14 protein-coding genes are annotated in these 21,767 nt (G+C 29.7%); 13 read left to right on the top strand and 1 reads right to left on the bottom strand.

The annotated features are described in order from the left end of the window. Window positions 1-458 precede the first annotated feature (458 nt). The 4 genes from GQF29_RS06760 to GQF29_RS06745 all read left to right on the top strand — a co-directional run bounded on the left by GQF29_RS06760 (window position 459) and on the right by GQF29_RS06745 (window position 7,012). Window positions 459-2,564, top strand: a complete 2,106-nt coding sequence (locus GQF29_RS06760; protein WP_008789288.1) for an ATP-binding cassette domain-containing protein — start codon at window positions 459-461, stop codon at window positions 2,562-2,564. Then, window positions 2,536-4,284: an ATP-binding cassette domain-containing protein gene (locus GQF29_RS06755; protein WP_008789289.1), complete on the top strand. Its 1,749-nt coding sequence runs from the start codon at window positions 2,536-2,538 to the stop codon at window positions 4,282-4,284. Before GQF29_RS06760 ends, GQF29_RS06755 begins: the two co-directional genes overlap by 29 nt. Before the next feature lie 103 nt (window positions 4,285-4,387). Next, window positions 4,388-5,047: a response regulator transcription factor gene (locus GQF29_RS06750; RefSeq protein ID WP_008789290.1), complete on the top strand. Its 660-nt coding sequence runs from the start codon at window positions 4,388-4,390 to the stop codon at window positions 5,045-5,047. A 6-nt stretch (window positions 5,048-5,053) separates the two neighbouring features. After that, window positions 5,054-7,012, top strand: a complete 1,959-nt coding sequence (locus GQF29_RS06745; protein ID WP_008789291.1) for a sensor histidine kinase — start codon at window positions 5,054-5,056, stop codon at window positions 7,010-7,012. 46 nt (window positions 7,013-7,058) lie between these two features. Here GQF29_RS06745 and GQF29_RS06740 read toward each other — a convergent pair whose 3' ends face one another. Then, a complete protein-coding gene (locus GQF29_RS06740; protein WP_017144057.1) occupies window positions 7,059-8,495 on the bottom strand; it encodes a GntR family transcriptional regulator in 1,437 nt (478 codons plus the stop codon). 200 nt (window positions 8,496-8,695) lie between these two features. Between GQF29_RS06740 and GQF29_RS06735 the strand changes: the two genes are divergently transcribed. The 9 genes from GQF29_RS06735 to hslO all read left to right on the top strand — a co-directional run bounded on the left by GQF29_RS06735 (window position 8,696) and on the right by hslO (window position 21,749). Further along, complete coding sequence (locus GQF29_RS06735) at window positions 8,696-11,422, top strand: response regulator (protein ID WP_117769007.1); 2,727 nt, start codon at window positions 8,696-8,698, stop codon at window positions 11,420-11,422. A 40-nt stretch (window positions 11,423-11,462) separates the two neighbouring features. Beyond that, complete coding sequence (locus tag GQF29_RS06730; RefSeq protein ID WP_008789294.1) at window positions 11,463-11,816, top strand: Hpt domain-containing protein; 354 nt, start codon at window positions 11,463-11,465, stop codon at window positions 11,814-11,816. 19 nt (window positions 11,817-11,835) lie between these two features. Then, on the top strand, window positions 11,836-13,845 hold the full coding sequence (locus GQF29_RS06725) for a diguanylate cyclase (protein WP_236916397.1): 2,010 nt from the start codon (window positions 11,836-11,838) through the stop codon (window positions 13,843-13,845). A gap of 198 nt (window positions 13,846-14,043) precedes the next feature. After that, on the top strand, window positions 14,044-14,640 hold the full coding sequence (locus tag GQF29_RS06720; protein ID WP_008789296.1) for a recombinase family protein: 597 nt from the start codon (window positions 14,044-14,046) through the stop codon (window positions 14,638-14,640). Window positions 14,641-14,714: 74 nt separating this feature from the next. Continuing rightward, window positions 14,715-16,901 (top strand): PP2C family protein-serine/threonine phosphatase, encoded by a 2,187-nt coding sequence (locus GQF29_RS06715; RefSeq protein WP_008789297.1) that lies wholly within the window; start codon window positions 14,715-14,717, stop codon window positions 16,899-16,901. Window positions 16,902-16,972: 71 nt separating this feature from the next. Next, window positions 16,973-18,208 (top strand): tRNA lysidine(34) synthetase TilS, encoded by a 1,236-nt coding sequence (tilS, locus tag GQF29_RS06710; protein WP_008789298.1) that lies wholly within the window; start codon window positions 16,973-16,975, stop codon window positions 18,206-18,208. Between the two features lie 26 nt (window positions 18,209-18,234). After that, entirely contained in the window at window positions 18,235-18,765 is a 531-nt protein-coding gene (gene hpt / locus GQF29_RS06705; protein WP_054689506.1) for a hypoxanthine phosphoribosyltransferase, read from the top strand. 12 nt (window positions 18,766-18,777) lie between these two features. After that, window positions 18,778-20,745, top strand: a complete 1,968-nt coding sequence (gene ftsH, locus GQF29_RS06700) for an ATP-dependent zinc metalloprotease FtsH (protein WP_008789300.1) — start codon at window positions 18,778-18,780, stop codon at window positions 20,743-20,745. Window positions 20,746-20,876: 131 nt separating this feature from the next. Next, entirely contained in the window at window positions 20,877-21,749 is an 873-nt protein-coding gene (gene hslO, locus GQF29_RS06695; protein ID WP_008789301.1) for an Hsp33 family molecular chaperone HslO, read from the top strand. The last annotated feature ends 18 nt before the right edge of the window (window positions 21,750-21,767 follow it).

Genomic DNA, 21,767 nt, shown 5'->3' with positions numbered 1-21,767 from the left:
TATTATACTTATAAATAAGTAATATTTATAATTTAACGGTTAGGGGAAAATCATTGCAAAAATAATGAAATGTATTTATTATAATAATATAAGGTAATACTCATTGTGAATGTTCAATATTTTGATGAAGTTTTGTATAAAATTAATCATTAATTAGTTATGATATGACTTAGTGATGTTGAAAATATTATAATTAAATTATTCAAATGCATAGAAATATAATCCACGATTATTGTTAACAAAAATAGAACGTAAATAATCTTTGAGGAAGTTATTCTCAATAAGGCTAAATATTATTGACAGAGAAAGATTATTAAAAAATGGTATAATATGTTTGATTATTTTAGTTCATATATGGATATGAATTAATCAATATATTCAAACTAAATATATGGTTTTTATTGTTAAGTTTGAGTATAGAGCATAGTCTGATAAAAATAAAAGGTGGGTGAAATATAATGTTACTAGAATCAATTAATAAAACTTATCATAATCACAACGAGGATATTCAAGCTCTAAATAATATCAATTTATATATTCAAGAAAAAGGTATGATATTCATTGTTGGACAAAGTGGATGTGGAAAAACATCGTTACTTCATATTATATCTGGTAAAGATAATGACTTTACAGGTCATATTGAAAGAGATGGTAAAATTGAAGTTGTTGAACAAGATATTCTTTTAATGGAATCAATGAAAGTTATAGACAATTTATTGATTGTTAATAATAATCGTCAACTTATTGATGAGTGGTTAGAAAAATTTCATATGAAAGAGTTTGTTCATCAAAAGGTTAAGAAGTTATCCGTTGGGCAAAAGAAGCGTATACAAATTATACGATCATTACTAGTAGAAAGTGATTATTTAATTTGTGATGAACCAACTGCTTCATTAGATTATGAAAATGCTGAGATAATTATGGAGATTTTACAAACTATATCTCAAGACAAAAGTGTTATTATAGTTACACATGAGGTGGCGTTAATAGAAAAATATGCTGACCGTATTATTACTATGAAAAAAGGAAAGGTTGTCAATGATAAGGTTGTTAATGAAAAAGAACAATTGATAATTAATAAAATATCAGATATTAGTAAAAGTAATAATCAAAGGTTAAGATTCTTAATAAAAAGTTTAAAATGTCATCCAGTTGAACTTATATCAAAATTCTGTTTGATTTTTCTAATTTTAATAATAGCATTTGTTTGTACTTCACTGTTTTCATCGACGAGAGAAGCAGTCATTGAAAAAAATAAATGGCGTAATTCAGAAAATCTTATTATTACTCAACCTCATGAAGATAATAATAAGTATAGAGGTGTTGATGATAGAGTAGAAGAAGATGGTAGTTATCTCTATTATGATATTTATGATAAAAAGACGCTTCAATTGGTTAAAGATAATATTAGTCAGGTTATTGGTTACCGTTATGGCTGGACTCCTCAAAACTATTCATTATCAAATGGTTCTTTTACACCTGAGATGACAATTGATGATATTAAAGAAGCTGTTATAGAAGGTGATAGAATTTATCAAGAAACTGGTGAAGTTCCTTTTGCTGATTATGATGATTTTTGTAGAATTCTTGATCAAGCTAATTCTTCTCATCCTAATGGGGATTTTCCAAAAGATTTTGTTCTGACATTTGATTTTAGAAATTATGAAGGTTTTAAAGATAATAGTTTTTCGAATGCCCCTGCATTTGATATTTTTAAAATAGGCAATAAAAAAAATACTGAGGTTGTTCCATATCAACTCTATGATCGATATGAAATATCACTACAATATGGGTATAAGCCTGTTCATAATAATGAGATTATTGTTTCTTTAGAAGTGGCCGCAGCATTGACTAAAGAATATCAATTAGATAGTTATAAACAATTAATAGGAAAGGAAATGCCTTTTTCTTATTTTGGTGGCGAAGAAACAAAAGTACAAATAAGTGGAATCAGTTATACAGAAAATAAGAATGAAAATCAGATTTACTTTAAAGAAGGAGCTTTAGATGAGTGGATTGAGGAAGCCTATCAAATGATCCCAGATAAGTTAAAATACATTTATGTTTATTTTTTAATTGACCCACAATATAATGCAGAAAAAGTGGCTAATGATATAAACAAAACAATTGTTGGAAGAGAAAGTTCCTTTATTCCTTATAATAACTCTTTTTTAACAGAGTCTCAAGAGTATCAGAATCCTGCTTATTTCTATCTCTTTAGTAGTTTGGTATGTATAGGATTACTTATAATTGAAGTGGGAATGATATTGGCTTGTCGTAAACGTTATATAAAAGAAGAAAAAGTGATGAGGAGTTATGGGTATTCTCCAATATTTTATATTTTTGGGTATCTAATTTTATTATTTGTAACAGTTATTGGATTGCAAATGTTAATGCTACCATATTTATGCCAAATATTTAATCAATTCGTAAATACACTTGGTTTTGCTTCTTTCGTTGAATATAACATATTTAATTATCTTTTATCTACCAGTGTAGCGCTAATTTTTATAGTAATTATTGAAGGGGGATTATATGCATTTAGAACTCAAAAACATTCATAAAACATTTGATAAGCATGTCCTTTTTCAAAATCTTAATTTTAATTTTTCATACTGTGGTTTCTATTTTATATCTGGGAGTAGTGGAAGTGGGAAATCTACACTTTTAAATATATTAGCCGGATATGAAGATGTTGATAATGGAGAGAGATGTATAGATTCAGATGTATCTATAGCATGTATTTTTCAAAACTATGAACTTATAGATGAATTGACAGTTCAAGAAAATATCATAATGATACATGATGAAAATGAGTATTGCACAGATATTTTACAGCAACTGAATATTACAGACTTATTAAGCAGGTATCCTAAAGAATTATCACAAGGGCAAAGGCAAAGAGTTGGAATAGCAAGAGCGTTATTTTGTCAGCCACAGATTATTATTTGTGATGAACCAACTGAATCATTAGATATAGATAATAAAGAACGAGTTTTGAATCTTTTAAAAAAGCTTTCTCATGATCATGTTGTTATTGTTGCATCTCATGAAACTTTATTATTAAAAAATTATTATGATTATCATTATGAACTCAAAGATTATCAACTTTATCTTAAAGATCAACATCATCAAATGAAGACAATGAGAATAATAAAAAATAATTCTAATGTTAATTCCCATAAAACAAGACAGATTATACATAAGATTATACATAAAAGAACCATGTTGCAAACAATCTTTATGAGTCTTTTAATTTTAATGCAACTGACTATTAACCAAATAGGAACAAATCTCTTTGTTGAAAACAAAGATGGTATAGCGGTTAATAAGAATAGTATTTATGTAAAAACTTATGGTCATAATTCGGATATTTTGAATAGATATAGTCAGGCGAAAAGGCCTATTCTCGAATTTAGTTCTGTTCCCATAAAGAATAAACTTGTTAAAATAAATATTTATCCTCAAAGTGTAGATGATAGTGTTTCCCATATTCACCTAAAACAAAATGAAATTCTTATTAATCAAAATGTAGCAGATATTCTCAAAAATCAATTTCAACTAACTGACCAAGAACTTATCAATTATAAATTAGATTTAAACTATCAATTAGGACAAAGTCAATATACAATTCAGTTTCAAATTATTAATATTGTTCAGGAAGATGTTAATGATTTAAAGCAAATCTATTACTCTTATAATGGAGTCAATAGTTATCTAAAAGAAAAGAAGTTTACAGTTGAATTTCCTACACAATATGATTATTTAATGCAAAATAGTGATTTTTATGAACTTCAGTGTGGAACAGATGTAGAACATTATTTTCAATCATTAATAAAAAATAATGATTTTTCAATTCAACATTCTATTTTCTCAGAGCAACAAGATAATCTCGGTCAAAAGAGCTTGTATCAATTCATGTTTATGATAATTCAAATTATCTTAGGAATTGTGACCATTATCTATATTATTTATATAACATGGAAAGATGTAACAAAAAATTTAACAAGTTTGTCAATTCTTCATGCAGTAGGAGTTCCAATGTCTGAGATTAAAAAAAATTATTTTACAGAAAAATTAAAATATTTAGTTATTATCATTCCATTTCTTATGTGTATATGGATAATCTTGTTTGTTTTTCTTCATCAAGATATAAATTATTTAAGAATATTAGGATATATTATAGTTTGTTATAGTTTATATATTATTGTCTTATTTATAAAAATGAAGAATCTTCGTCAAAAAAATATTTCTATTATTTTAAAAGAAGGAGTAGATTCCTAGGGGTGAAAAGATGATTTCTTTAAAGGAAATCATCTTTTCTTTGTTATTTACATAATTTTTTCACAAATTTATATTATAATGAAAAGGGAATGAGGTGTCATAGATGAAGGTATTGTTAGTAGAAGATGAAAAATTAATTCGTTTATTTATTGTAGAGTATTTTAGTAAACAAGGTGCTGCCGTAGTAGAGGCAAGTGATGGATATGAGGCTTTATCATTGTTGGATGAAACATATGATATTGTATTGTTAGATATTATGATGCCTGGAATTGATGGATATGAAGTTTGTAAATTAATTAGACAAAAGAGTGATATACCTATTTTGTTTATTAGTGCATTAAGTGAAGATGAGAATAAATTAAAAGGATATGAATTGGGTGCTGATGATTTTATATCTAAACCATTTACTCCTTCATTGTTGTATGCGAAATGCAATGCTCTTTTGAAAAGATTGAATAAAGGAAATGAATCATTAGATGTAGGTATGATTCATATTGATGAAGATACTCATGAAGTCTTTGTTAATGACGTTGAGATTCAATTATCACATAAAGAATATTTGATTTTGATTTATTTTATAGAGAATAAGAGAAAAATTTTATCTAGAGATCAATTGTTAGATCATGTTTGGGGTTATGATTACTATGGGGACCAGAGAATTGTTGATACATATGTCAAAAAACTAAGAAAGAAATTATTAGAAGCATCATCATATATTCAAACCGTTGTGAAGATAGGATATATGTTTGATCCAAAGGAGTAGAAGCTAATGAAAAAAATAAGTTTTAGCTTAATTCTTAAGATTTCTGGTATTGTTTTTTTAGCTTTTGCAGTGGTTTTAGGAAATGAAATTCGATTAGGAATTGATCGATATATAAAGAATACTTTAGAAACCGATGCTGAAGTCACTGTGAGAAATTTAGATAAGTTTGCTAAATCCTATATTGAAACAGTAGCTGTGAATAAAGTTGATATTACATCAGATGCATTTCAATCAATATATAGCAGTGCATTATCTGGTGATAATACGAAAATCAAATGTTTAGTTGATAGTCAGGGGAAAATTGTTTCGACATCAAGGGAAGGTGTCTCAAGTCCTACGTTGTGTATTTTCGCTGATGAATATTATGGTTCCCAATCATGGCCTCTTTATTTTAATCTGACATCATTGCCAAAAAAAGATCTCAATTCTATTGAAAATTTTTTAATTGAACATCAAAAGGAAGTGGGGAATATTTCAATAGAGGTGAAACTTGATCATCAGCCAGAAGAGGGAGAAGCGAGTTTTAATGATATCCAAGTTAAAAACCTTGTCTATAATGATGAAATTATTTATACAGGAGATGTCAAAGGAAAAACCCAAACCTTTCAAGGAACAGTAAGTGCTTATACAAGTTATAATAAAGAAATTGTCTTCTTTTCATCAGCATCTGGAACAATGAAGATACAAAAACAGACTGAAAAACAAGATAGTTCAAAAGAATTTGAAGAAAAGCAGTCTGCTTTGGTAGTAGACTATCAAAATGCTATGAACGGGTTACAATATCAAATTCAAAGAAATTTTAAAAAATTTAAAAGTTCTGGAAAAGAGTTTCATTCTGCAGGTAATGATTATTCTAATTACTATCTTTTATCACCATATGAATACAATGGCAAATATTATTCTACAGTCATGATGCGATTAGAAGACTGGTCGTTACTCGTAGATGCAAATCAAAGTTTAGACTATACAACAGAAGAATCGTTAGATTTACTTTCAGCAGGATATATCTTTGTCACACAAGAATATACTGATTTAACCATGAAATCTTTACAACAATTTATGGTTGATAATTCGTCAACATATTTTCTAGCATTTATATTAATTATTTTAATTTGTTTATCTATAGCCTATATGATTGTACGTCCAATTCGTCGTATTGAAACAACTGCAAAACATATTGCTCGTAAGGAGTTTGATTATCCTATTGATATGACAAGGCATGATGAATTAGGTGATCTGGCACGTAGCATAGATATAATGAGTAAAGAACTGGAAAAGACTATTAGTAATTTACATCAGGAAATTGAACGTGTTACTCAATTAGAAGGTGTAAGAAAAGATTTTGTATCTAATTTTACACATGAAATTAAGACACCATTAGGAATTATTAATGGTTTTAGTGAACTTGTAGAACTTGAACAAGATGAAAAGAAACGAAATGAATATATTGATATCATTCAAAATGAAGCTAAACGTATTAATGAACTTGTTTTAGCAATGCTGGATTTATCAAAGTTAGAATCTCAAAATATATCATTAACAATGGAAGATGTTGATTTACTTGATATTGTGGATGAAAGTTTAGATTCAATGGCCTATTTATTAGAGAAGAAAAACATACATTTGAATGCCGAATTAGATTCAGCAACAATACATGCTGATCACTTTAAGATTGAAATGGTCATTAATAACTTTATTAGTAATGCGCTTAGATATACAGAAGATGGCAAGAGTGTATATGTACATTTGGATGAACATTGTTTTGAGGTTGAAAATGAAGGAGCACAGATTCCAAATGATGAAGTTGAAAAAATCTGGTTAACTTTCCATAAAGTCGATAAAGCGAGAAATGAAGAGGGAACGGGTTTAGGATTAGCAATATGTAAAGCAATATTAGATTTACATCACTTTGAATATGGTGTTAAGAATACTGATAAAGGAGTTTTGTTCTACTTTAAATTTTAAAAATCAAAAAAGCTGGATTTTAATAATCTAGCTTTTCATTTGGATTTTAAATTTGTAGTGTTTGTATATCAATATGTGTAGTCAAGCCTATCTTCTCTAAATATTGAGAAGCCGAAATGAGGTCATTTATCATAAGGCGTTCTACTATATGTGAACAATGATTAAAATCCTTTATATGTAAACATTCAATAAGAGTATCTATATGAATTGTGATATTATGAAGAACTTTCATTATACTCCGTAAAGGATATCCCCAAAGTAATTGTTCAAATAATTGTGAATAAATTATACTAATAGCATTATAGGGGGCGTATTTCACAACATAATGCAAAACAGAATATGCAGCTAATTCACAGCGATGAATGTTTCGTAGTTTTTCAAGTAATATTATGAGTTGATTAATTTCACTTTCATCCATATGTACTAAAGTTAATTGAACAATTTCTTGACAGGAGTTTGTAAGAATATAAAGGCTTTGAACAAAATCACTTAGTCTCTTTTTGGTAGAGTTTTGAGAAAAGTCACAGTTTTCAGCAATTTTATTTATAGGTAGAATTTGAGTGCCAACACCATTGATTGATTTTACAGCACCAATTTGCCTAAGTAAAGTCAATGTTCTTCGAACAGTACTCACTGATACATTTTTTTGAATTGCTAATGAGTCTAAAGATGGTAAGAAACTACCTTCTCGATAGTTACCACGACTCAAATCCTGAATGATTTCAGTTCCTAAAGAATACTGTTTTTGTTCATTTCGCTTATATACATCCCAAGAAAATGCAATTTTTTCATGACTAGAAGCATAGTGAATATGACTTTTATAGAATTGCATAAGATTAGTATGAATCTGTTCGTGAGATTTATCTATAGCTATTTTTAATTTGTCCCAGTCTTGCTGGCGACATAGTCTGACTATTTCTAGAAGTAAATATCCATTTTTTTCTAGTATAGAGATTTCTTTATAAACACTAAAGAAAGGAATTTGATAGAATATATAAATCCACCAGATTAATCTTATTAATATATCATTTTTTAAAAAACTAAATAATTTTAGGAAAATATGAATAGCTCTATAAGAGACAAAGATTTCTCTCTTTGTAATCAATTGCTCTAATTCATTTAACGATTCTTCAGAAGCATTTTTTAAACTGAGCCATTGAATATGACTAAAAAGTGGTTGCATTGATTGACTTAAATCGATTAATGCATCTTTTCTTGTTATAAAGAACTCTTGTATATGATTTTGAATCTCATCCTGACTATATTCGATAATGATTTTCGCACCTGTATTTTTTGATAACGAGATATAATGATTGTCTTTTAATTTATTATATGCATATCGAATGGTTTCTGGTGCGACTTGGAGATATAGACTCATTTCTTTTATGTAGGGAAGATGATCATTGAAATGATAGACACCTAGTTTTATTTGAGTCACTAGCATATGATAGATAACATTTTGTAAATCATGATTACTTTTCAAAATGGTTGCCCCCTTCTACATATGATAAGTGTTTAGATATTCTTATTCTAACACCTTTTTGATGTGATTTCATACACTTATTCATTCTTTTTCTACAAAAATCAAAACTTATTCTTTTTCCAAATCGTATATGATATAATAAACATATATATGAACAAGGGGTTATTTGGATTTGATATATACAAATGGAGGCAAAGGAAATGAGAGAAGGTATACAGGGAAGTTCTTTTGAACTTAATCATATTTGTATCGCGATGAGTAAGAATTTGTTAGATGAGAGTTTAAGTATAATCTGGGCTAATGATTACTTTTATCAGTTATTAGGCTTGAAGCGAGAAGAAAAGTATAATCTTAAAGATTTATATGATCATTTAGAAGATTATGAAAAGATGAAAGCAAGTCTTATGGATGCTGTAAAGAACAATAAGCAAATGTTAGAATATGATACATGTTTGTCTATAAATAATGGTCAGTCTATATGGATGCGTATGACAGTAACAATCATAAAAACTCAAGAGAAAGTTGAAATATCTATTGTTTATACACAGATTGATGATATTATGCATGAAAAAGAGACTTTGTATCAGCTTAAAGAAGAGAGAAAGCGTAATTTTGAGTGGTTAATGTCTGAATATGAAGGAAATGTTTATTTGAGTGATATGGATACTTATGAATTGTTGTATCTTAATAAAACAGCTTATGAAACTTTGAAAGCTACAAAAGAACAAGTGATTGGAAGGAAATGTTATGAAGTCATTCAGGGAAGGACATCACCTTGTCCTTTTTGTACAAATCATATTTTAAAAGAAGATGAATCATATAATTGGGAATTTTATAATCCGACGCTTGAACGTACTTTTATGATTAAAAATCGTCAAATCAATTGGGAAGGACATAGAACAAGAATAGAATTATCTCACGATATGTACAGTGCAGAATATAAATTATCTAAGAAAGATCAAGAACGAGAAGCCATTTTAAAATCAATACCAGGTGGGTTGGCAAGGTTAGATACACGAGATTTTAGTACTATATTATGGTATAATGAAAAATTTTTAGAGTTAATTGGTTATACTGCAGAACAATTTGAAAATGAACTTCAGTCACAATGTCGATATATACAAGAAGATGATTTAAAACGAGCTTTAGTGATTGCTCAGACCCTTACAAAAACAGGGGATAATGCAGTTTTTGAAGTGAAAATGAATAGACGTGATGGAGAAGAACGTATTTTAACAGTTACACTTTGTTATTTAAGTGTAGAAGATAGTTGGGATGGAATTCCATCATATTATAGTGTAGGACTTGATGTGACTGAAGCAAGGCGAGAGGAAGAAAGACAACGTCAAGCATTAGAAGATGCCTACCAAATTGCGAAAATTGCAAATTCTGCAAAAACTGATTTCTTGTCTTCAATGTCACATGATATTAGAACACCAATGAATGCCATTGTAGGAATGGCATCAATTGCACAGGCTCATATAAATTTTCCAGAAAAAGTCTCTGATTGTCTTCATAAAATTAAAATTTCTAGTCGTCATTTATTGAGTTTAATAAATGAGGTCTTAGATATGTCTAAGATTGAGAGTGGAAAAATTGATTTAATGCTTGAAGATGTAAATTTACCAGAATTAATTGATGATGTTTCAGATATGTGTAGAGCGCTTATTGATGAAAAACAACAAGATTTTAGTATAGTCATTGGTAGAATTAAACATGAAAAAGTGGTTGCTGATGGAGATCGGTTAAAACAAATATTTATGAATCTTATTTCTAATGCTGTTAAATATACACCACGAGGTGGTCAGATCTCTTTAGTTATTAATGAATTGGACTCATTGATTTTAGATAAAGGTAGATTTGAATTTAAGTTTTATGATAATGGCATCGGTATGTCTGAAGACTTTTTACCACATATTTTTGAACCGTTTAGTCGTGCTGAAGATACACGTATTAATAAAATTCAGGGAACAGGACTAGGAATGGCCATTACTGAAAATATTGTGAATATGATGAATGGAACTATTGAGGTCGAAAGTCAATTGGGGAAAGGGACAATCTTTACAGTTTCCATCCCCCTTCAATTACAATTAGAAGAAGAGGAAAATGAAGAGAAATTAGTGGGACAATCAGTTTTGGTTGTTGATGATGATCAAATTGTGTGTGAAAGTGCTGTTATGCTTATTAATGAACTGGGGATGCGGGGAGAATGGGTGTTATCTGGAATGGAAGCACTAGAAAGAGTTACTCATGCTCACAATATAGACAAAGGATATTTTGCTGTTATTATTGATTGGAAAATGCCAGATATGGATGGTTTGGAAACAGTCAAAGCAATTCGTGAAAAAATGGATGAAAACGTGCCTATTATAATTGTTTCAGCATATGATTTGTCTGATATAGAAGAAGAGTTTACACGTGCTGGAGCAGATGCCTTTATTACAAAACCATTATTTAAGTCAAAAATACTTCATGTTTTAAGTTTATTTTGTACGAATGAAATATTGAATTCCAAAGAGGATATATTAAGAGAACATTATTCAGATATATGTGGGAGTCGTATTCTATTAGTCGAAGATAATGAACTGAATCGTGAAATTGCAGAGGAATTATTATCAATGAAAGGTGTCTTAGTTGAAAGTGCAGCGAATGGCGAAGAAGCTTTAAAAATGTATAATACTTCACCTGAATATTATTATACAGCTATTCTTATGGATATTCAGATGCCAGTTATGAATGGTTATGAGGCAACAAAGCATATTCGACAATTGAAGCGAGAAGATGTAAAATCAATACCTATTATAGCTTTAACAGCTAATGTTTTCTTTGATGATATTATACAAGCACAACGTGCAGGAATGAATGACCATATTGCAAAACCAATCGATATTGATAATTTAACAAGTATTTTAGAAAAATATATATGATAACAAAATAAATTCATAAAGAAGCAAAGGGGAAAAATATATGATGAATGTAAAAGAATGTTATGAGATGTTTGGGGGGAATTATGAGGAAATCATGCGATTACTCATGACAGAGGCAAGAGTTATTAAATATCTCTTAAAATTTAGAAAAGATACTTGTATGCAAGAATTAACAAAAGCATTGAAAGAAGAAAGGTATGAGGATGCTTTCCGTTATGCACATACGTTAAAGGGTGTGAGTACTAATCTTATGATGGAAAGGTTAGTTGTTTCAAGTTGTGAATTAACTGAAGCATTGCGTCACAATGAGACAGATGTTGAAGACCTCTATAACAATGTTAAAGAAGATTATGATTTAATTATAGAGGCTATACGTTGTCTTGAAGAAGAATAAAGAGAAAGAAGAATATAATATGGGAAGTAAAAATAAAATACTTATTGTTGATGATTCACCTATAAATCGCTCTTTATTGATTGATATTCTATCTCCAGAATATGATATTGTAGAAGTAGAAAATGGATTAGAGGCTATTGGGTATATAGAAAAAAATCTTGAGAGTATCTCACTTGTTTTGTTAGATATAGTAATGCCAGTAATGAATGGTTTTGAAGTTTTAATGTTAATGAATAAGAATAACTGGATTCAATATTTACCAGTCATAACAATAACTTCTGATACGGCCTCTCAATCTATTGATAAAGCATATGATTTAGGTGTTTGTGATTATATCAATAGGCCATTTGATGATTTAATTGTTCAAAAAAGAGTTCAAAATACAATCTTACTCAATGCTAAACATAAACAACTAGAAAATATGATTACAGAACAAATACTTGAAAAAGAGAAGAATAATCTTTTAATGATTGAAATTTTGAGTCATATTGTAGAGTTTCGTAATGGTGAAAGTGGTATGCATGTTTTACGTATTCGTATTATTACTGAATTTTTGATGCGTTCACTTTCTCAAAGGTCAGAAAATTATCATTTTTCTGATAGTTATATAGCCGAAGTCATGAATGCATCTTCATTACATGATATTGGTAAAACTATGATTTCTGATACTTTGCTAAATAAAACTGGAAAATTAACTGAACAAGAATTTGAAATTATGAAGCGACATACTCTTTTTGGAGCTCAGATTTTAAAAGATATCCCATATTTTAAACAAGAAAGTTTAATTCAAACAGCACATGATATTTGTCGCTGGCACCATGAACGCTACGATGGATGCGGTTATCCAGATCATTTAACTGGTGAACAAATACCTATTAGTGCACAGATTGTTGCATTAGCGGATGTCTACGATGCCTTAACAAGCAAAAGAGCATATAAGCCACCCTATTCACATGACAAAGCAGTTGAAATGATCATGGCAGGACAGTGTGGTGCATTTCATCCAGAGTTATTAGATTGTCTTTTTCATGGGAGTCAACAATTAAATGAAAGATTAACAATATATGAAACAGAAGATTCTCTTTTAAATTTAGAATCTCAAAGTATGAATGAACATATATTTAAAAAAACTAGCGTCTCTAACAGAACATTTGCACTTTTAGAGCAGGAAAGAACTAAATATAAATTTTTTGCATCCATGTCTGGTGAAATACAATTTGAATTTAATATAAAATCTAATATTTTAACAGTATCAGAATGGGGAGCTCATCATTTAAATATGCCAGAGATTATTATTGCCCCAATAGAGAATCAGACAATGTTGGAGATTATTTCATTAGATTCCTTAAATGAATTTCAAAATAAAGTTAAATCTGTTTCTATAGATCATCCAATTGTAGAAATCATTACACAAATAAAAGTAAAAGAAGATTGGCGCTGGTTTAAAATACTTGCAAGACCTTTATGGGTTGAAAATGATATTCCTGAAATAACTGATGTTATTGGTAAATGTGTTGATATTCATGATGAATATACCAAGATGAATAAATTAAAAAGAATTGCTGCACAAGATTCTTTAACCAAATTATCTAACCATAAGACGGCTCGTCAACAAATTGAAATGATTATGTCTAAACATCCTTATGAACATTATGCTATGATTCTGATAGATTTAGACTATTTTAAAAATGCTAATGATTTCTTTGGTCACATGTTCGGTGATGAAGTATTGAGATATTTTTCAAAGAAACTTTTAGACTGTATAGGAGAAAAAAGTATTATTTCACGAGTGGGTGGAGATGAATTTATGGTCTTCATTAAATATGAGGGTGATGTAGAAAAAAGGGTAAGAGAAATCCATGATTGTGTATCTTGTCGTTATAAAGAATATCCAATCTCATTAAGCATGGGAATTGCTTTATATCCAGAGAATGGTGATGATTATGAAGACATTTATAAGCATGCGGATCAAGCTTTATATAGTGCAAAAAAATCTGGTAGAAAACAATACTCTTTCTATCAGGAATAATTTAATTATGAAAGAGAATAGGAATTTTCTTTTGGGAGGTTTCTATTTTTTTATGAAGCATAGACAAAAAAAGCATAGTTTTAATCAAATTTAACTGAAAAATATTATCTTTTTAGCGATAATGTCATATTTCCAATTATTACCAGTAGAACTTTTATGAAAAGTTTGAGAAAATGAAAGTTTGAAAGGAGGTAAATAATGGGAAAAGTATATGGATATGTGAGAGTCTCTAGTAAAGACCAAAATGTTGCTAGACAATTAGCTGCTTTAGAGAAGTTTCATTTGGAAAGAAAATCGATATTTATTGATAAGATGTCAGGTAAAGATTTTAACCGGCCAAGTTATATGAGAATGATCAGAAGGTTAAGAGAAGGTGATTTGATTATTATTAAATCTATTGATCGATTGGGTAGAAATTATGATGAAATTATTGAACAGTGGAGACTTATAACAAAAGATAAGAAAGCTGATATAAGAGTTTTAGATATGCCTTTATTAGATACAACATTATCTAAAGACATTTTAGGAACTTTTATTGCTGATTTGGTTTTGCAGGTTTTAAGTTTTTGTGCCCATGAGGAACGTACAAATATTAAACAAAGACAAAGAGAAGGAATTGAGGCTGCAAAAAAGAGGGGAGTTATTTTTGGAAGACGCCCATTATCTTTGCCAGATGATTTCCAATATGTTGTTGATGCCTTTAATAAAAAAGAACTCAGTGAAAGAGAAGCGATTACACACTTACATATTAGTCGCACAAGTTTTTATAAATACAAGAAAGAATATCGTGAATGATATTCTTTTTTTGCCTTCTTAAAGTGACAAATAATTTAAAGAAGAGAGACTATAATGGCATGTGAGGTGAAAATATGGAACTGATTATCAATCCGAGTCGTACTAAAAAAATAAAAATTCAATTTGTCTTTTACATAACGCTTATTTCTTTTTTGGTTTCATTAGTCAACATTGATCATACATCATTGTTGTTTGTGTTACCTTTATTTTATCTATGCTTTATGTGTGGATATCAAGCGTTATTAAGTTATCTTGTAGGGATATCTGCTGGTGTATTGTTATTGCATGTCCCCTATGAGATCCTTGTTATTAGTCTTTTTTCATTTATACTCTTAGAATTTTGTTTGATTTTCCAATCAATGAAATCAAGATATGTTCCTTATCTGTTAACATTGATTGCAGGCGTTTATTATGCATATATTCAAATTGATCTTCTTTCAACACTTTTATTAACAGTTCTTACATATTTCAATACAATTATCTTTGCATATTTGGCACCATTATTTATTCACGGGGAATCTGAATTATTAACACATGAGCGTGTAAAATCTTTAGCTGTTGTGATCTTGATTTGTATGATGAGTTTATTGCCTTATTCACAAATTGTCACTATGATTATTATTCGTGTATTTATTTTGGTAATGGTTTATCATGAATGCTTAGATGATTTATTGCCAGGACTGTTTTATGCATCAATGTTGATGTTATTGATGGATTTGGGATATAAAGATGATATACTTGCCTTTTTAATTCCATTGTTTTTCTTTTACATGGTAAAATGTCAAACTAAGCTTACTATTGTAAGTATGTATTTTGTAGCCCATTTAATTCTGCCTTTCTTTTTAGAATTCTCTTATATGTATCATGGAATTATTATTAGTTTAAGTGGTCTTATATTCCTCATTTTACCAATGTTTAAGAATAAGCCGATTTTATCTTCTTCCTATCAGGAAGTAACAATGAAACAACAGTTATCTAAGCAGGTAGATTCATTTTGCAGGCTGTTTGAACAGATGACTTCATTATTCAATGAAACACCTTCTCATAATCATTCTTTAGAATATATTGGATATGTTTATGAAGATATGTGTCAAAACTGTTCGAGTCAAGAAACCTGTTTTAATAAGAAATATGGACCAAATCGTTTGGTTAAATTAATGAATAAAGGTTTAAAAGAAACATATAGTGAAGATGATGAAGAATTTATCTTTAATTATTGTTTAAAACCAGAGCAATACTTAGATATAGTTCATTCTTATCATAAAGATTACCATAAAATCTATCGAGTTCAACAAGAATATCAAACTATGAAAAGAGATCTTTATCATCAATTTTCATTGCTAAACGATGTTTTTAATCAATTTTCAACCCAATTAAAGATTGGTAATATTGAAGAAAGTCATATTTATGAGCATATGAGTGGATATCATTTCCAAATAGCTCATTTGAAAAAATGTTATGAATCACAATCTGTTTATTACATAGAAATTGGTTTATATGAAGTGACAAGAGAAGAAATTGAAAATGAATTTGTACCTATTTTGGAAACATATTTAAATGAGACATTGGATATAGAAGTATTAAAAACACCAATGCATCAATTGGGCTATACATATCTTGTTTTAAAGCATTGTACGCGTTATTATGTTCAATATGGGATTTCTCAGAGTTCTAAAGATCCAGTGGCTTGTGGAGATAGTTATGCATTGTTTTCAATGAATGAAAATCAATATTTTGCATTAAGTGATGGTATGGGACAGGGTCAAAAGGCAAGTGATGATTCTTCTTTAACATTGGATATTATGAAACAGCTGATTATTAATGGGATTTCATTAAAGGATGCAGTACAGTCTGTAAATGCTTTGTTGAAGATTAAAAATCGAAATGATATGTTTACAACATTAGATTTGATTCAAGTCAATTTGGTATTAGGAAAAGCAGTATTGGTTAAATATGGTGCATGTCCAACATACATTTTAAGAGATAATGAATTGATAGAATTGAAATCACAATCATTACCAATGGGAATTGTTTCTCCATTAGAAACTTCTACTGACAAATATCAGTTATTAGAAAACGATATTATTTTTATGGTCTCAGATGGTTTCACAAGTCAGTTTGGTGATTTTATAGAAAACAATAAATATCTTATAGATGAAGATCATCCAAAAGAAATAGCACATTTATTAACAAATCTAGCAAGTGATGAAGAGAAAAATGATGATATGACACTGATTGTTTTAAAACTTTGTAAGCAATAATCCCAAAATATTGGGATTTTTGTTTTTGAATTCACATTTCTTTGTTATAATAGGCTAGTGGAGTGATCGATGTGAATGAAAAACTATTAAATAAAACTTCATATTATGTCATTGGTGTTTCTGGTGGCTGTGATTCTATGTACTTATTGGATACTTTAAGAAAAAAGGGATATCACTTACTTGTTGCGCATGTGAATTATAATTATCGTCATGATAGTTATATTGATTATGAACTGGTTTGTGATTATTGTGCAACTCATGGTTTGCCTTTTTACTATAAGCAGTTTCATGAAGCTGATTATCATGATGGAAACTTTCAAGATCAGGCACGTACATTGAGATATCGTTTTTATAAAGAAATATATAAACTTTATAAATGTGATGGATTAATTCTCGGACATCATCTTGATGATCATTTAGAAACTGTATATATGCAATTAGAACGCCATAATACAGTCCATTATCTTGGAATTAAGGAAGAAAGTTATGTCCAGGATATGCGCGTGATTAGGCCTCTTATGAGGAGTTATAAAGATGAAATATTACAAGTCTGTCATGAGCAGCATATTGAGTATCATGATGATTATACAAACTTTGAAATTGATTTTGAACGTGATAGAATTAGAAATACAATCTTAAAACATTATACCAAAACGCAAAAAGAAAATCTGTTTAAAAAAGCTCAGGAACATAATCAAAGAATCAAAGAATTAGAGTTTAAAGTTAACCCTTATTACCAACAATATAAAGCAGATGGACAAATTTACTATTACTATATTCCATCTGACTTAAGAAAACTATTCTTATATTTAATTTTGAAAGATGTCATGCACCCCCAATTAATTTCTCATTCATTAATTGATGAAATTGAACATCAGATTAATAGTGTTAAACCAAATATTCAAATGAACTTACCAGTTAATTATCTGTTCATAAAAGAATACGATAATGTTTATATCATCGATAAAGAAAAAACCAAGGGCTATTACTATGAATTTAAGGAATATATTCCTTTTGGTTGTGAACACTTTCATTTATTGGAAAATGGACACATTAATGAAGGTGTATATTTAAGCCCAAATGATTATCCTATTACAATAAGGACAATGCAAGATGGCGATAGTATTATGACTTCTTCAGGAACAAAGAAGCTTTCTCGCTTATTTATTAATGCAAAAATACCTGCATTAAAGAGAAAAACATGGCCAGTTGTGTTAAATAAGGATAAAACTATTATTCTAGTCCCACATATTGCAAAAAACATTGATTATTTGACTACAAAACCTAATGTATTTGTGATAAAATAGGATAACCGTAATAAGGAGTGGAAAATATGCATAAAGATGTAAAGGAAATTTTATATACCCAAGATGAAATTTCTCAGAAATGTAAAGAATTAGGAAAGTTAATTATGAATGACTATCATGATAAGAATTTGGTCTTAGTAGGTTTGCTGAAAGGTTCTGTTCCTTTCTTGGCAGAGCTTTCTAAGTATGTAAATCTTGATGTCACTTTTGATTATATGGATGTGAGCAGTTATGAAGGTACTGAACCTCGTACAATCACTATCAAGAAAGATCTTGATCAGGATGTCAAAGGTAAAGATATTTTATTGGTTGAAGATATTTTAGATACTGGAAAAACTTTGTCAACAGTGAAAGCAATGTTAGAAGAACGTGGAGCAGCAACTGTTGAAATTGTAACAATGCTTGATAAAAAAGAAGGAAGAACTTTCCCGATAGAAGCTAAATATGTTGGTTTTGAAATTCCAAATGCATTTGTTATTGGATTTGGGTTAGATTTTGATGAAAAATATAGAAACTTACCATATGTTGGTATTCTTAAAGAAGAATGTTATCAATAAAAAGGAGATCGTATGAATAACAAAAATAAGAGTTTATTTAAAGCGATAATGCCTTGGTTAGTTGTCATTATCTTATTGAGTTCACTTGTGCCATTGTTAAACACAGGAAAGTCAAGTGCAGTCAATTACAATGAGTTTGTTTCCATTTTAGACAAACAAAAAGTTACTGAAATGACAGTTATGCCAGGTATTTACGTGACAAGTGTAGAAGGAAAGTACACAAAAAATGAAAAAGGAAAAGATGTCACTTATGCATTTAAGACAAATGTTCCGCAAACTGATGAAGAATTAAATTCATTGATGCAGTTATTAGAAGATAAAGGCATTAAGGTTAGTGTTCTAGATGCTAAAAGTGAAAATATGTTAATGGATACCATTTTAGGATTGCTTCCTTATGTTTTATTAATTGGTGTCATGATATTTGTAATGAGAAGTATTGGTGGTGGCGGTGGAGCCAATGCCAAAGCTTTCGATTTTGGAAACTCACGTGCGAAGTTAGAAAAAGACAGCAATACAAAATTTGCTGACGTTGCTGGTGCTGATGAAGAAAAAGAAGAATTAACTGAATTGGTTGATTTCTTAAAGAATCCTAAGAAGTTTGTAAGTATGGGGGCTAAAATTCCAAGAGGTGTTTTATTGGTAGGGCCACCAGGTACAGGGAAAACTTTACTTGCGAGAGCAGTTGCTGGTGAAGCCAACGTTCCATTCTATTCAATTTCAGGTTCTGAATTCGTAGAAATGTTTGTTGGTGTAGGTGCTGGACGTGTTCGTGATATGTTTAAAAAAGCCAAACAAAATGCTCCATGTATCATTTTTATTGATGAAATTGATGCAGTTGGTAGACAAAGAGGAACTGGTGTTGGTGGTGGACATGATGAACGTGAACAAACTTTAAATCAGTTATTAGTAGAAATGGATGGATTTAGTGGTAATGAGGGTATTATTATTTTAGCTGCGACAAACCGTGCTGATGTTTTAGATCCTGCATTACTTCGTCCAGGACGTTTTGATAGACAAATTCAGGTTGCTAATCCTGATAAGAGAGCAAGAGCAGAAATCTTAAGAGTTCATGCGAGAAACAAGAAGTTTGCACCAGATGTGAATTTTGATAATGTTGCTCAGCGTACTCCGGGATTCTCTGGTGCTGAATTAGCAAATGTGTTAAATGAAGCTGCTTTATTAGCAGTAAGACAAGGTCATCAATTAATTACTTTAGATGATGTTGATGAAGCGATTGATCGTGTTATTGGTGGACCTGCGAAAAAATCTCGTAAGTATACTGAACATGAAAGAAAAATTGTTGCTTATCATGAAGCTGGACATGCGATTATCGGTTTGACTTTAGAACATGCCAATAAGGTTCAGAAGGTAACTATCATTCCAAGAGGGAATGCTGGTGGATATAACTTGATGACACCTAAAGAGGAAACATATTTACAGACTAAATCTCAGTTAATGGCTAGTATCACTGGCTATATGGGTGGACGTGTGGCTGAAGAAGTCTTCTTTGGTGATGTCACTTCAGGTGCTCATAATGATATTGAACAGGCAACAAGAATTGCAAGATTAATGGTTACAGAATTAGGTATGTCTGATTTAGGTCCAATTAAATATGCATCTGGACAAAATGCGGTATTCTTAGGGAGAGATTACTCTTCACAGGATAACTCACATTCAGGACAAATTGCATTTGAAATTGATCAGCAAGTACGCAAGATTATTGATGGGTGTTATGCTGAATGTAAGGAGATTATTGAAGCTCAAAAGGATAAATTAGTGACAATTGCCAATGCTTTATTAGAACATGAAACTTTAAATAATGAACAAATTGAATCATTATACAATACAGGTGTTATGTTAGAAATGCATGATGGTAAAGTAGATGATACTCAAGATCATCAAGATATCACATTCCCTGATGCGCCTAAGACTCCTGATCCAGTAGACTTAGATGATGATTTATTAGATGAAATGAAATAAGCGCTTAGCGCTTATTTTTTCAAAGGAGAATGAAAATGAAAAGAAGTACAATGAGCAAAATATTAGTATTTATTTTAGTGTTATGTATGATTCTACCATTAATAAGCTATTTTGCTTTTGGAGGCTAGAACATGAAAGATTATTTAGTAAGAGGAATTGTTGAATCAAAGAATTGCCGTGTCTTTGCATGTCAGACAACAAATCTTTTAGAAGAAGCAAGAGCAAAACATGGATTATGGCCAACGGCCTCTGCAGCATTAGGGCGTGTTATGTCTGCGACTCTTATGATGGGTGCTATGAATAAAAATAATGAAAAAATGACTATTACAATTAATGGTGGAGGTCCAATTGGAACAATCTTAGCAACGACACATAGTGATGGGAAAATTAAAGCCTTTGTAGCAAATCCTGAAGTTCATTATACATATAATGATACAGGTAAATTAGCCGTTGGTGTTGCAGTAGGGAAAGAGGGTTCATTACAAGTTATTAAAGATATGGGATTAAAAGAACCCTTTGTTGGAACTGTTCCGTTACAGAGTGGTGAAATCGGAGATGATTTTTCATATTATTTTATGGCTTCTGAACAGATACCTTCAGTTGTTTCTGTTGGTGTTCTAGTGAATGATACTAATGAGATATTATCAAGTGGTGGTTTTATTATTCAATTGTTACCTAATGCAACAGATGAAGATATTCAATTTATTGAAGAAAGAATGAAAGATTTCCCACCTGTTTCTGCTTTAATCCATGAAGGAAAAACACCAGAGGACATCTTAAAAGTTATTTTTGAAGATGTAGAAATCTTAGCAACCCAAGATTTATTCTTTGAATGTGATTGTTCAAAAGATAAAATGGCAACAGCTTTAATGACAGTTGGTAAAGATGAAATACAAGCAATGATAGATGAAGATCATGGTTGTGAAATGAAATGTCAATTCTGTAATGAGAAATATCAATTTAATGAAGATGATTTGAATGAAATTCTTAAAGAAATAGATTAGTTTTAATAGACTAATCTT

Source organism: Coprobacillus cateniformis (assembly GCF_009767585.1).
Classification (GTDB): Bacteria; Bacillota_I; Bacilli_A; order Erysipelotrichales; family Coprobacillaceae; genus Coprobacillus; species Coprobacillus cateniformis.
This window is presented reverse-complemented; position numbering and strand designations above follow the sequence as displayed.